The 13,410-nt window shown below is 57.0% G+C and carries 10 protein-coding genes; 7 read left to right on the top strand and 3 right to left on the bottom strand.

The window, feature by feature from the left end:
- Nucleotides 1-3: 3 nt before the first annotated feature.
- From cyoA to N6G83_RS13575, 3 genes are all read right to left on the bottom strand, one after another.
- On the bottom strand, nucleotides 4-954 hold the full coding sequence (gene cyoA, locus N6G83_RS13585) for a cytochrome o ubiquinol oxidase subunit II (protein ID WP_025301763.1): 951 nt from the start codon (nucleotides 952-954) through the stop codon (nucleotides 4-6).
- A 441-nt stretch (nucleotides 955-1,395) separates the two neighbouring features.
- On the bottom strand, nucleotides 1,396-2,874 hold the full coding sequence (gene ampG / locus N6G83_RS13580) for a muropeptide MFS transporter AmpG (RefSeq protein ID WP_260515496.1): 1,479 nt from the start codon (nucleotides 2,872-2,874) through the stop codon (nucleotides 1,396-1,398).
- Between the two features lie 51 nt (nucleotides 2,875-2,925).
- The gene (locus tag N6G83_RS13575; RefSeq protein ID WP_260515494.1) at nucleotides 2,926-3,504 is read right to left on the bottom strand and encodes a lipoprotein; all 579 of its coding nucleotides are present in this window, start codon (nucleotides 3,502-3,504) and stop codon (nucleotides 2,926-2,928) included.
- A gap of 314 nt (nucleotides 3,505-3,818) precedes the next feature.
- Here N6G83_RS13575 and bolA point away from each other — a divergent pair, with 314 nt between their 5' ends.
- The 7 genes from bolA (at nucleotide 3,819) to ppiD (ending at nucleotide 13,382) form a co-directional block, all read left to right on the top strand.
- Complete coding sequence (bolA, locus tag N6G83_RS13570; protein ID WP_004940361.1) at nucleotides 3,819-4,133, top strand: transcriptional regulator BolA; 315 nt, start codon at nucleotides 3,819-3,821, stop codon at nucleotides 4,131-4,133.
- Nucleotides 4,134-4,500: 367 nt separating this feature from the next.
- Nucleotides 4,501-5,805 (top strand): trigger factor, encoded by a 1,305-nt coding sequence (tig, locus tag N6G83_RS13565; protein WP_004940358.1) that lies wholly within the window; start codon nucleotides 4,501-4,503, stop codon nucleotides 5,803-5,805.
- 438 nt (nucleotides 5,806-6,243) lie between these two features.
- Nucleotides 6,244-6,867 (top strand): ATP-dependent Clp endopeptidase proteolytic subunit ClpP, encoded by a 624-nt coding sequence (gene clpP / locus N6G83_RS13560; protein WP_004940356.1) that lies wholly within the window; start codon nucleotides 6,244-6,246, stop codon nucleotides 6,865-6,867.
- Nucleotides 6,868-7,010: 143 nt separating this feature from the next.
- Nucleotides 7,011-8,282, top strand: coding sequence for an ATP-dependent protease ATP-binding subunit ClpX (gene clpX, locus N6G83_RS13555; RefSeq protein WP_004940354.1), 1,272 nt, complete (start codon nucleotides 7,011-7,013; stop codon nucleotides 8,280-8,282).
- A gap of 194 nt (nucleotides 8,283-8,476) precedes the next feature.
- On the top strand, nucleotides 8,477-10,831 hold the full coding sequence (gene lon / locus N6G83_RS13550) for an endopeptidase La (RefSeq protein ID WP_025301766.1): 2,355 nt from the start codon (nucleotides 8,477-8,479) through the stop codon (nucleotides 10,829-10,831).
- A gap of 216 nt (nucleotides 10,832-11,047) precedes the next feature.
- Complete coding sequence (hupB, locus tag N6G83_RS13545) at nucleotides 11,048-11,320, top strand: nucleoid-associated protein HU-beta (protein WP_004940351.1); 273 nt, start codon at nucleotides 11,048-11,050, stop codon at nucleotides 11,318-11,320.
- A 178-nt stretch (nucleotides 11,321-11,498) separates the two neighbouring features.
- Nucleotides 11,499-13,382, top strand: a complete 1,884-nt coding sequence (gene ppiD / locus N6G83_RS13540; RefSeq protein ID WP_025301767.1) for a peptidylprolyl isomerase — start codon at nucleotides 11,499-11,501, stop codon at nucleotides 13,380-13,382.
- The last annotated feature ends 28 nt before the right edge of the window (nucleotides 13,383-13,410 follow it).

Below are 13,410 nucleotides of genomic sequence, written 5' to 3'. Positions count from 1 at the left end.
CAGTTATTCCTCGGCTCCGGCGTGAGCAGCATGTTCACCCATGTCCATACCTTGGCTCATGTCCATGCCTTCGTGCGCGCCAGCGCCCTTGTGCATATCCATGTCGCCCATGAATTTGGCAATTGTTTCTTTGAACAAATTCGGTTTGACAGCGGCAAAGTACTCAACCGGGTTGTTTTCACTCGGCTCTGCCAGTTTGTTAAAGTCGTCGGTGGTGTTCAGGTTTTTAGACGATGCCTTCACCTTGGCCACCCACTGATCGAAGTCGCCTTCGGTCGGGGTAACGATCGCGGTGAATTTCATACCGGAGAAGCCTGCGCCGCTGTAGCTGCTGGAGATGCCCTTGTAGGCACCGGCTTCGTTGCCGATCAGGTGCAGTTTGGTCTGCATGCCGGCCATCGCATAAATCTGTCCACCCAACTGCGGGATAAAGAACGAGTTCATTACCGAGTTAGAGGTGATCTTGAATTCGACTGGAACATCTTTCGGGAAAGCCAGCTCATTAACGGTCGCAATGCCTTGTTCCGGGTAGATGAACAGCCATTTCCAGTCGAGCGACACCACTTCGATCGTCATCGGCTTCTTGTCGGTGACAATCGGCTTGAACGGGTCGAGTTCGTGGGTAGTCTTCCAGGTAATGGTGCCAAGGATGGCGATGATAATGATAGGAATGGTCCAGACGACCGCTTCGATCTTGTTGGAGTGGGCCCAGTTCGGACTGTACTTGGCGTCTTTGTTGGAAGCGCGATACTTCCAGGCAAAGGCGAACGCCATGAAGATAACTGGCACCACCACGATCAACATCAACGCGATTGCAGTGATAATCAGTGTCCGTTGCTCAACACCAATTGCTCCTTTGGGATTCATCAAAACCATATCGCAACCACTGAGCAATACAGTGGCTGCGATTAATGACAGCATCCCAATACTTTTATTGTATTTCTTAAGTCTCATCTAACGACCTCAATAACAAAGGCTCAATTGTCGTTTCATGTGTGCGGGCATTTTACGGGAAGGTTGCAGTACTGTAAACATGCTTAAGGGAGTGTCAGCGGCTTGTTGACACTTTCTGTTAAGGGGGTCACAGATGTAACCCTACGTGACAATTTACTAATGACAACAACGCGTTGGCACGCTGAATCGTGACGAGCAGCCCGTATGTTAAGGAAAACTAAAGGTATGATGAATTTGGCGAAGAAATGCGCGGCGGGGAAATACGCAGAAAAGGTTTATTTAATGTAAAATAATTGTGTCTTAAAGGTGAATTTAATTTTATTTCCGAGCGCCGCAGTCGGATAAAAAAATAATTTCCGCGCCGATTATCTTTTTTTAGCGAAATAAATATATCCTCGGATCGCTTTTTTTTTCGGCCGGCGAAATCGCCGGCCGGTCAGGTTATGCCAAACGGGTGCGGCGCAACGCCAGGTAATCCAGCGTGCTGCCCATTGCGACGCCGAGCAGGCTCAGCGCGGCGCCGACCTGCAGCAGCCGATCGGCCAACAGCGGTGCCTGTGCCCAGTCCAGCGCATTGGCGATCAGCAACAGCAACCACAGACCCAGCAACGAACAGCCTAGCGTCAGCAAGCGCAGAGCCCAACGGTAAGATTCTGAAAACTCGGTGCGCGGCATAAAGTCGCCATGCTGCTGGGTGTGTTCCAGCGTCTGGCGGCAGATGCCGAGCAACAGCAAGCCCGGCAGGGCGGCGGCGATCGAGAACAGATAGAACAGCGGCCAACCATGGGCTTCGACGAACCAGCCGGCGATCGGGCCGACATAGACGCGCCCTACGGCGGACAACGCCGACAGCAGCGCGAACTGAGTGGCGGAGAACGAGCGGTTGCACAGCGTCATCAGCAGTGCCACGAAGGCCGCGGTGCCCATGCCGCCACACAGGTTTTCGAGGAAGATGGCGCTGCCCATGGTGAGCAGACTCTTGTCGGTCACCGCCAGGATCCAATACCCGAGGTTGGAGACTGCCTGCAGGACGCCGAACAGCATGAGCGCACGGAACAGGCTGAGACGCTGCATCAGCACACCGCCGAACAGGGCGCCGACGATGGTAGCGAACAGGCCGAGGGTTTTGTTCACCAGCCCGACTTCACCGGCGTCGAACCCCACGCCGCGGATCAGGAACGTGGTGCTCAGGCTGCCGGCGAAGGCGTCGCCCATTTTGTACATCACGATCAGCAGCAGGATCAGCCAGGCGTTGTTGCGGCCGAAGAAATCGCGCAGCGGCGCGACGACCGCCTGTTCCATAGAGCGCGGCGCCGGGATGCTTTCGTCCGGCTCCGGCGCCAGCAGCGTGGCCGCCACGCCGATCAGCATCAACCCGGCCATCAGCCAGTAGGTGGCTTGCCAGCCGAAATAGCGATCCGCCAGCCACAGCGCCAGGCCGCCGGAAACCAGCATCGCCAGCCGGTACCCCAGCACCGAGATCGCCGCGCCCGTCCCGCGCTCTTCGGCTTTCAGCAGGTCGGTTTTATAGGCGTCGAACACGATATCTTGCGAAGCGGAGCAAAACGCCACCAGCACCGCCAACGCCGCCAACCACCACAGGTGCTGCGCGGGTTGCATGAAGCCCATCGCCACGATCGCGACCACCAACAGTAACTGGCTGATCAGCAGCCAACCGCGGCGCCGTCCAAGGAACGGCGGGGTATAGCGGTCCATGAACGGCGACCAGAGGAATTTGAAGACATAGGCCTGGCCCACCAGCGAGAAGATGCCGATGGTTTTCAGATCGATATTTTCGACGGTCATCCAGGCTTGCAGCGTGCCGGAGGTCAATGCCAGCGGCAGACCCGACGCGAAGCCCAGCAGCAGCAGAATGGCGGAGTTACGCTGGGTGAAGATGTTCAGATAGTGTTTCGACATGAGTTCCCTGTCTGCGCCGCCCGATCCGCCGGGCGGCGCAAGGTGCGGTGATTAGCGCGCGTTTTGCTTGATGAAATCGTTGACGCTGGTGTCCTGTGCCATGTCGGCGATCACGTCGCCCAGCACGGAGTTGACGGCGTCGGTGATCTTCTCGTTGGTCGCCGTGAAGGCGCCCTGCACGTTATAGGTCGAGCGGTAATTCTTCACCTGCTTGTTGCCGTTCTTCGCCTGGGCGATGATCGAGATGTCGGCTTTGGTGGTGATGTTGTAGCGCAGGTTGCCTTCGGAGACGTCCGCGTACAGGTTATTGACGACGATCTGCAGCGCCACCGGGCCGTCGGCGCCGATCATGTAGCCGCGTGCGCCCATCTGTTTCTCCAGCACTTCCTGCAGCAGGAAACGCAGATCGCGCGATGGCGTCAGCGTGACCAGCTGGCCGTCGCGGTTTACCTTGGCCAGCGCCTGGTCGGTACGCTGATCCGCACCGTTGATGCTGACGGTGATGCCCTGCAGGGTAGGATCCTGCTGCGGCAGAACGATTTTCGGCGTGACGTTCAGGGTGTTGCTGCTGGTTGCGCAGCCGGCCAGCAGCAGGGCGGCCAGGAAAGGAAGACAAAGTTTCTTTAACATGTTTTCTGTCTCATTCTCGATGGATTTAGCAATAATCAGAGTGGGATAGCCGACAACAAATTGCCGACATCATAGCATCGCCGCCGTGCGGTGGAAGCGCGGAAGGCGCCAGAGTGACAAATTTTTACCTGCCGTTGATAAAAACACGCTTTTTTGTCCCGCTCAATCGGATAATCCCCCAAGCGACGGGGATAGCGCTCATCATTTGACCGCAGAAAAGAGAAATTTGTCCCTGCGATGGTCTAAACGGGGGAAAACCGGCTAATATTGAACTAGATGGGCACGGTCCTCTGCCGGTGTTGTAAGGAGATCCTATGATTCGCGAGCAAATAGAAGCAAAGTTAAGGGCGGCGTTTGAGCCCGCGTATCTGGAAGTCGTTGATGAAAGCTATCGTCATAACGTTCCGGCGGGTTCAGAAAGCCATTTCAAAGTGGTATTGGTCAGCGATCGCTTCGTCGGCGAACGTTTTTTGACGCGTCACCGCTCCATCTACGGGGTATTGTCGGAAGAGTTGGCCGATGGCGTACACGCGCTGGCGCTGCACACCTATACGCTCAAGGAGTGGGAAGGGTTGCAGGATACCGTGCCGGCCTCGCCGCCGTGCCGCGGCGCTGGGACGCTGGCCTGAGGGGGAAATTTTCAGGTATCAGTGGAACTTTGCCCTTGAATTAGGGTATTACTACTGACGAATTTTGAAACGGCCTGCGGGCCGTTTCTGTTTTTGACGACGACACGGCCGACGCGCAATGTGGCCAACGTTCGGTCTGTTTTGGCGGCCTTTTGGCGATCGAATCGGCAAAAGTGTGAGTTTTAGCGCGCCTGCGCCGCCTAGCTTTCCTCGACTCGCCACGCATGCGCCGCTATAATGTCGCGTCTTATTTTTCCGGAATGGTTTCGGGACGCTTCTGTCATCAGGGAACTCGGTTCTTATCTGTAGCCGTCCTGGTTCTTGGAACGGAGTTGACCGAGCACTGTGATTTTTTTGAGGTAACAAGATGCAAGTTTCAGTAGAAACCACTCAAGGCCTTGGGCGCCGTCTCTCTATTACTGTACCGGCTGATACTATCAAGCAGGCGGTGAAGAAAGAGCTGATCAACGCAGCGAAAAGCGTGCGTATCGACGGCTTCCGCAAAGGCAAAGTGCCGATGAACATCGTGGAACAGCGTTACGGCGCTTCTGTTCGTCAGGACGTGCTGGGCGAAGCGATGCAGCGCAGCTTCGTTGATGCGATCATCAAAGAAAAGATTAATCCGGCCGGCGCACCAAACTACGTGCCGGGCGAGTACAAAGAAGGTGAAGACTTCACTTTCGCCGTTGAATTCGAAGTGTATCCAGAAGTTGAGCTGAAAGGCCTGGAAAACATCGAAGTTGAAAAACCTGTGGTCGAAGTGAACGACGAAGACGTCGACGCGATGCTGGACACCCTGCGCAAGCAGCAGGCGACCTGGAAAGAAACCGATCGCGCAGCGGAAGCTGAAGATCGCGTGACCGTTGACTTCACCGGTTCTATCGACGGTGAAGAGTTCGAAGGCGGTAAAGCGTCTGACTTCGTGCTGGCAATGGGCCAGGGCCGCATGATCCCAGGCTTCGAAGAAGGTCTGGTCGGTCACAAAGCGGGCGAAGAGTTCTCCATCGACGTGAACTTCCCGGAAGATTACCACGCGGAAAACCTGAAGGGCAAAGCGGCCAAATTCGCTATCGTGCTGAAGAAAGTTGAAGAGCGCGAACTGCCGGAACTGACCGAAGAGTTCATCAAACGTTTCGGCGTGGCGGACGGTTCCGTTGCCGGTCTGCGCACCGAAGTTCGCAAGAACATGGAGCGCGAGCTGAAAGGCGCCGTGCGTAACCGCATCAAGTCTCAGGCGATCGATGGCCTGGTGAGCGCGAACGAAATCGACGTGCCTGCTGCCCTGATCGACGGCGAAATCGACGTACTGCGTCGTCAGGCTGCACAGCGTTTCGGCGGCAACGAGAAGCAAGCGCTGGAACTGCCACGCGAGCTGTTCGAAGAGCAAGCGAAACGCCGCGTAGTGGTTGGCCTGCTGCTGGGCGAAGTGATCAGCACCAACGATCTGAAAGCTGACGAAGACCGCGTGAAGACGCTGATCGAAGAAATGGCTTCTGCCTACGAAGATCCAAGCGAAGTCATCGAGTTCTACAGCAAAAACAAAGAGCTGATGAACAACATGCGCAACGTGGCTCTGGAAGAGCAAGCGGTTGAAGCCCTGCTGGCAAAAGCGAAAGTGACAGAAAAAGCCACTACCTTCAGCGAGCTGATGAACCAGACTCAACAGGCGTAATGCCGGCGTGCCGGGCGCAATGAACGGCGCCCCCGGTTTCGCCTGGCGAACCGGCGCCCGATGAAAAAGCCCGCAACCTCAGGTTGCGGGCTTTTCTTTTTGCCACGTTGCTGATTAATCTCAGGTTAAACGGGGCAATATGCACTATATTTACCCTGTTGCCTGGGGAACTGGCTGGCATGATAACGGTCAGATTAACGGCATCGTTTTCGGCGCGCGGAGAAAATCGGCCTCTGGGCTTGAAATCGCGCCGGGCTCCCCCAATCTGTAAAGAATAATTCTGGGGCTGTTTGCCAAAGTGCGCGGGATGAAATAACCGTCGGGTACGTGTGGCGCGGGTCGAATGCTTGAGCATAGTCATCATGGCCGTTCTCAAGTAGAATCGGCGTATTAGGGTGACACCCTGGCCGCCAAGGCAATTTCTATTAGGAGACGGTAATGTCATACAGTGGCGAACGAGATCAATTTGCACCGAACATGGCGCTGGTGCCGATGGTGGTAGAGCAGACTTCACGCGGGGAGCGTTCTTACGACATCTATTCCCGCCTGCTGAAAGAGCGCATCATTTTCCTGACCGGCCAGGTGGAAGATCACATGGCCAACCTGATCGTGGCGCAAATGCTGTTCCTCGAAGCGGAAAGCCCGGAAAAAGACATTTACCTCTACATCAACTCGCCGGGTGGGGTAATTACCGCGGGCATGTCGATTTACGACACCATGAAGTTCATCAAGCCGGACGTCAGCACCATCTGTATGGGCCAGGCGTGCTCGATGGGCTCCTTCCTGCTGACCGCCGGCGCCAAAGGCAAGCGTTTCTGCCTGCCGAACTCGCGCGTGATGATTCACCAGCCGCTGGGCGGCTACCAGGGCCAGGCGACGGACATCGAAATCCACGCGCGTGAAATCCTCAAGGTGAAAGCGCGCATGAACGAACTGATGGCCGAGCATACTGGCCAGCCGCTGGAGCAGATCGAACGCGACACCGAGCGCGATCGCTTTATGACCGCGGAAGAAGCCGTGGAATACGGCCTGGTTGACGGCATTCTGACACACCGCAGCTAGAACCACGCGGCGCCGATGGACTATAGTAATCAGAGTGGGCAGGGGCTCGCTCTGTTGTAGCCCCTCGGCGTTCCCGATATGAGTTTGGGCGCACTGCCGCCGTGATTTTCCTGCGGGACAAGACTAAAGAAGAGGTTTGACTGATGACAGATAAGCGCAAAGACGGTTCAGGAAAGCTGCTGTACTGCTCTTTTTGCGGCAAAAGCCAGCATGAAGTGCGTAAGCTGATTGCCGGGCCGTCAGTGTATATCTGCGATGAATGTGTCGATCTGTGTAACGACATTATTCGCGAAGAGATTAAAGAAGTTGCCCCGCATCGTGAGCGCAGTGCGCTGCCGACGCCGCACGAAATTCGCCACCACCTGGATGACTACGTCATCGGCCAGGAGCAGGCGAAGAAAGTGCTGGCGGTTGCGGTGTACAACCACTACAAACGCCTGCGCAACGGCGATACCAGCAACGGTATCGAGTTGGGCAAGAGCAACATCTTGCTGATCGGCCCGACCGGCAGCGGTAAAACCCTGCTGGCGGAAACGCTGGCGCGTTTCCTGGACGTGCCGTTCACCATGGCCGACGCCACCACGCTGACCGAAGCCGGTTACGTGGGCGAGGACGTGGAAAATATTATCCAGAAGCTGTTGCAAAAATGTGACTATGACGTGCAAAAAGCGCAGCGCGGCATCGTTTATATCGATGAAATCGATAAGATTTCCCGCAAGTCCGACAACCCGTCGATCACGCGTGACGTCTCGGGTGAAGGCGTGCAGCAGGCGCTGCTGAAGCTGATTGAAGGCACCATCGCCGCGGTTCCGCCGCAGGGCGGGCGCAAGCATCCGCAGCAGGAGTTCCTGCAGGTCGATACCTCCAAGATCCTGTTTATCTGCGGCGGCGCATTTGCCGGCCTGGATAAGGTGATCGGTCAGCGCGTCAACACCGGCTCCGGCATCGGCTTCGGCGCGACCGTCAAGGGCGAGTCCGAGAAGGCGACCGAAGGCGAACTGCTGCTGCAGGCCGAACCGGAAGACCTGATCAAATTCGGGCTGATCCCTGAGTTCATCGGCCGTTTGCCAGTCGTGGCGACCCTGAGCGAACTGAGCGAAGACGCGCTGATTCAGATCCTGAAAGAGCCGAAGAACGCCCTGACCAAGCAGTACCAGGCGCTGTTCAACCTGGAAGGCGTGGAGCTGGAGTTCCGTGACGAAGCGCTGAACGCCATTGCCAAGAAAGCCATGGCGCGCAAAACCGGCGCCCGCGGCCTGCGTTCCATCGTGGAAGGCGCGCTGCTCGACACCATGTACGATCTGCCGTCGATGGATAGCGTAGACAAAGTGGTGATCGACGAGTCGGTGATCGCCGGCCAATCCAAGCCGCTGCTGATTTACGGCAAGCCGGAAGCCCAGGCATCTGGCGAATAATTAGCCAGTCAAACCAGAGCGTTATCAGCAAAATGGGGGATTTCATCCCCCATTTCTTTTTCCTGCATTCTTGCCGTTGAATGTAAGAGATTCATCCCCATATACTCATTAACCAGATTTTATGAAACGTTAGATGCTTGCGTCTCATGAGATTCCCCCTCAACCTGGCGGAAATTAAACTAAGAGAGAGCTCTATGAACCCTGAGCGTTCCGAACGCATTGAAATCCCCGTCCTGCCATTGCGCGACGTGGTGGTTTATCCGCACATGGTGATCCCGTTATTTGTTGGCCGGGAAAAATCGATTCGGTGCCTCGAAGCCGCAATGGATCACGATAAGAAGATCATGCTGGTGGCACAGAAAGAGGCCTCAACGGATGAACCTGGCATTAACGACTTGTTCTCGGTTGGCACCGTAGCGTCGATCCTGCAGATGCTGAAGCTGCCGGACGGCACGGTAAAAGTGCTGGTCGAGGGGCTGCAGCGCGCGCGCATCACTACGCTGTCCGACAGCGGTGAGCATTTCGCCGCGCAGGCGGAATACCTGGAGTCGCCATCGATCGACGAGCGCGAGCAGGAAGTGCTGGTGCGCACCGCGATCAATCAGTTTGAAGGCTATATCAAGCTGAACAAAAAAATCCCGCCGGAGGTGCTGACCTCACTGAACAGCATCGACGACGCCGCGCGCCTGGCGGACACCATCGCTGCCCACATGCCGCTGAAACTCAGCGACAAGCAGTCGGTGCTCGAGATGTCCGACATCACCGAGCGTCTGGAATACCTGATGGCGATGATGGAATCGGAGATCGACCTGCTGCAGGTTGAGAAACGTATCCGCAACCGCGTCAAGAAGCAGATGGAGAAGAGCCAGCGCGAGTACTATCTGAATGAGCAGATGAAGGCGATTCAGAAAGAACTGGGCGAAATGGACGACGCGCCGGACGAGCACGAAGCGCTGAAGCGCAAGATCGATGCGGCGAAAATGCCGAAAGAGGCGCGCGAGAAAACCGAAGCGGAACTGCAAAAGCTGAAGATGATGTCGCCGATGTCGGCGGAAGCGACCGTGGTGCGCGGCTACATCGACTGGATGCTGCAGGTGCCGTGGAATGCGCGCAGCAAGGTGAAAAAAGACCTGAACAAGGCGCAGGAAGTGCTCGATACCGATCACTACGGCCTTGAGCGCGTCAAGGATCGCATCCTCGAGTACCTCGCGGTTCAGAGCCGCGTCAGCAAAATCAAGGGGCCGATCCTGTGTCTGGTGGGGCCACCGGGCGTGGGTAAAACCTCACTGGGGCAGTCGATCGCCAAAGCGACCGGTCGCCAGTACGTGCGCATGGCGCTGGGCGGCGTGCGTGACGAAGCGGAAATCCGCGGTCACCGTCGTACCTACATCGGTTCGATGCCAGGTAAACTGATCCAGAAGATGGCTAAGGTTGGGGTGAAGAACCCGCTGTTCCTGCTGGATGAGATCGACAAGATGTCTTCCGACATGCGCGGCGATCCGGCTTCCGCTCTGCTGGAGGTGCTGGATCCGGAACAGAACGTGGCGTTCAACGACCACTACCTGGAAGTCGATTACGATCTGTCCGACGTGATGTTCGTTGCCACCTCTAACTCGATGAACATTCCTGCGCCGCTGCTGGACCGTATGGAAGTGATCCGCCTGTCGGGTTACACCGAGGACGAGAAGCTCAACATCGCCAAGCAGCACCTGCTGCCGAAGCAGCTTGAGCGCAACGCGCTGAAAAAAGGCGAGCTGACGGTCGACGACAGCGCCATCATCGGCATCATTCGCTTCTACACCCGCGAAGCCGGGGTGCGTAGCCTGGAGCGTGAAATCTCCAAGCTGTGCCGTAAAGCGGTGAAAACGTTGCTGATGGACAAGAAGCTCAAGCATATCGAGATCAACGGCGACAACCTGAAGGATTACCTGGGCGTGCAGCGCGTCGATTACGGCCGTGCGGATACCGAAAACCGCGTGGGCGAAGTCACCGGGCTGGCGTGGACGGAAGTGGGCGGCGATCTGCTGACCATCGAAACCGCCTGCGTGCCGGGCAAAGGCAAGCTGACCTACACCGGTTCCCTGGGTGAGGTGATGCAGGAATCGATTCAGGCGGCGCTGACCGTGGTGCGTGCGCGCGCGGAGAAATTGGGCATCAACGCCGATTTCTACGAGAAACGCGACATCCACGTGCACGTGCCGGAAGGGGCGACGCCGAAAGACGGCCCGAGCGCCGGTATCGCGATGTGCACCGCGCTGGTCTCCTGCCTGACCGGTAACCCGGTACGCGCCGATGTGGCGATGACCGGCGAGATCACGCTGCGCGGCCAGGTGTTGCCGATCGGCGGCCTGAAAGAGAAGCTGTTGGCGGCGCATCGCGGCGGCATCAAAACCGTGCTGATCCCTTACGAGAACAAGCGCGATCTGGAAGAGATCCCGGACAATGTTATCGCCGATCTGGAGATTCATCCGGTGCAGCGAATCGATGAAGTTTTGAACATTGCGTTGCAAAACCCGGCCTTCGGCGCACTGCCGGTAGCGGCAAAATAGTGACGAATCGCAAAAACCATTGATAAAACTTATACTGGCAAGCCATTTCGGACTTGCCAGTATTTTTTTGTACCGCTAAGTTAGATCTCTGTCGGCCCGCGTTTTGCCACCCAGTCGGTGGCTTGCCAAGGTTCGATGGGATTGATATAACAGCTGCGCTGTCGCAACCGTAGGGATTTTTCGGTGCGACGATAGAATTCTAGAGGGGATGATAGAGTGAATAAGTCACAACTGATCGACAAGATTGCCGCAGGTGCTGATATTTCCAAAGCGGCAGCGGGACGTGCTTTAGACGCAGTAATCGCTTCCGTTACCGACTCTCTGAAAGCAGGGGATGACGTGGCTCTGGTAGGTTTCGGTTCCTTCACCGTGCGTGAACGTTCGGCTCGTACCGGCCGCAACCCGCAGACCGGTAAAGAGATCAAAATCGCGGCAGCCAAAGTACCGGCCTTCCGTGCAGGGAAAGCGCTGAAAGACGCTGTAAACTGATTTAGCGTCTAACCGTTTAGCGTAACAGGGTTTTGTAATAAACAATCACCTGACGCAGCGGTGCTGGTAAGGTAAGATACAAGGCGCATCGGACTGATGCGCTTTTTTTATTTTTGTCGCAGGGAACGCGCCTGCACAAGGGTTGTTAATCCACATCACAGCGGAGTGTTGTCACACTATGATGGACAATTTACGCGCGGCTGCCAATCACGTCGTGCTCAAAATCATCCTGGCCCTGATCATCCTGTCATTCGTTCTGACCGGGGTGGGTAACTACCTGATCGGCGGCTCCGGCGATTATGCTGCGAAAGTAAATGGTCAGACGATCGAACGCGCTCAGCTGGAACAGGCTTTCCAAAGCGAGCGTAGCCGCATGCAGCAGCAACTGGGTGACCAGTTCTCCGCGCTGGCCGGCAACGAAGGCTACATGCAGCAGATGCGCCGTCAGGTGTTGTCCCAGTTGATCGACAACATGCTGCTCGACCAGTACGCCAAGAAACTGGGCCTGACGGTCAGCGACGATCAGATCAAGGACGCCATCCGCAAGGCGCCTTACTTCCAGACCAACGGCCAGTTTGATAACGCCAAATACCTCGACCTGATCGGCCGCATGGGCTACACCGCCGACAATTTCGCGCAGTCGATGCGTCAGCAATTGGTCAATCAGCAGGTGATCCAGGCCTTCGGCGATTCCGGCTTTGTGCTGCCGTCCGAATCGCAAGCCATGGCGGCGTTGGTGCTGCAGGAGCGCGACGTGCGCCTGGCGACCATCGATTTGAAAGCGCTGCAGGCGAAACAGAGCGCCGGCGACGACGAACTGAAGGCGTATTACGATCAGAATAAAAACAGCTTCATCGCTCCGGAGCAGGTGAAGGTGAGCTATATCCCGCTGGATGCCGCGTCCATGCAGGACAAGGTGAAAGTGAGCGAAGAGGACATCAGCGCTTACTATGACCAGCACAAGAGCAGCTATGGCCAGCCGGAGCGTAAAAACTACAGCGTGATCCAGCTGAAATCCGAGGCGGAAGCCAACGCGGCGCTGGACGAGCTGAAGAAGGGTGCCGATTTCGCCACCCTGGCGAAAGAGAAATCCACCGACATCATCTCACGCCGTACCGGCGGTGAGCTGGGTTGGCTGGAGCCGGAAACCACCGCCGACGAGCTGAAACAGGCTAACCTGACCGAGAAAGGGCAGCTGTCCGGCGTGGTGAAATCCTCTGTCGGCTTCCTGATCGTGCGTTTGAACGACATCGAACCTGAGAAACTGAAACCGCTGAGCGAAGTGCATGATGCTATCGCCAAGCAGGTGCAGCAGGAGAAAGCGGTAGACGCGTATTACGCGCTGCAGCAGAAGGTGAGCGAAGCGGCGACCAGCGACAACGAATCACTGGCCTCGGCTGAAGAAGCGGCCGGCGTGAAAGCGGCGCAAAGCGACTGGTTCACCCGCGACAACATTCCCGCCGCGCTGAACTTCAAGCCGGTCGTGCAGGCGATCTTCGACGGCTCGCTGATCGGCGAGAACGGCGCGCCGGGCAGCAACTCTGACGTTATCACCGTAGACGGCGACCGCGCCTTCGTGGTGCGCGTGAGTGGCCACAAGCCGGAAGGCATCGAGCCGTTCGACCAGGTCAAAGACCGCGTGGCAGATCTGGTGAAGCGCAACAAGGCGCTGCAGGCAGCGAAGCTGCAGGGTGAGAAGCTGCTGGTTGAGCTGAAGCAGGGCAAGGGCGACGAGGCGATGAAAGCCGCCGGCCTGAGCTTTGGCGCCGTGCAGAAGATGGCGCGCGCGCCGGAAGACAGCCAGCTGGTGGAGAGCGTGTTCGCGCTGCCGCACCCGCAGGACGGCAAACCGGTGTACGGCATGTCGCAGGATCGCCAGGACAACGTGGTGCTGATCGCACTCGATGCGGTGAAGCCAGGCACGCTGCCGGAAGACGAAATGAAAACCTTCGTCGGCAAGATGGAAGAGGGCGCGACCGGCGTTTCCTTCGATTCGCTGCTGGCGAGCCTGCGTAAAGAAGCCAAAATCAAAATGGGCGCCGCTGAGCAACAGCCGCAGTAATCGCCGCATTTTTCTGCAACGCAGTGCA

This window comes from Serratia sp. PL7 (genome assembly GCF_945957435.1).
The sequence above is the reverse complement of the archived record's forward strand: the minus strand, read 5'-3'. Positions and strand labels throughout refer to the sequence as shown.

Excerpts from the sequence above, each read along its gene's own strand:
- clpP (WP_004940356.1), top strand. The coding sequence starts at position 6,244 with ATGTCATACAGTGGCGAACGAGATCAATTTGCACCGAACATGGCGCTG.
- lon (WP_025301766.1), top strand. The coding sequence starts at position 8,477 with ATGAACCCTGAGCGTTCCGAACGCATTGAAATCCCCGTCCTGCCATTG.
- ppiD (WP_025301767.1), top strand. The coding sequence starts at position 11,499 with ATGATGGACAATTTACGCGCGGCTGCCAATCACGTCGTGCTCAAAATC.
- tig (WP_004940358.1), top strand. The coding sequence starts at position 4,501 with ATGCAAGTTTCAGTAGAAACCACTCAAGGCCTTGGGCGCCGTCTCTCT.
- clpX (WP_004940354.1), top strand. The coding sequence starts at position 7,011 with ATGACAGATAAGCGCAAAGACGGTTCAGGAAAGCTGCTGTACTGCTCT.
- bolA (WP_004940361.1), top strand. The coding sequence starts at position 3,819 with ATGATTCGCGAGCAAATAGAAGCAAAGTTAAGGGCGGCGTTTGAGCCC.
- cyoA (WP_025301763.1), bottom strand. The coding sequence starts at position 954 with ATGAGACTTAAGAAATACAATAAAAGTATTGGGATGCTGTCATTAATC.
- ampG (WP_260515496.1), bottom strand. The coding sequence starts at position 2,874 with ATGTCGAAACACTATCTGAACATCTTCACCCAGCGTAACTCCGCCATT.
- N6G83_RS13575 (WP_260515494.1), bottom strand. The coding sequence starts at position 3,504 with ATGTTAAAGAAACTTTGTCTTCCTTTCCTGGCCGCCCTGCTGCTGGCC.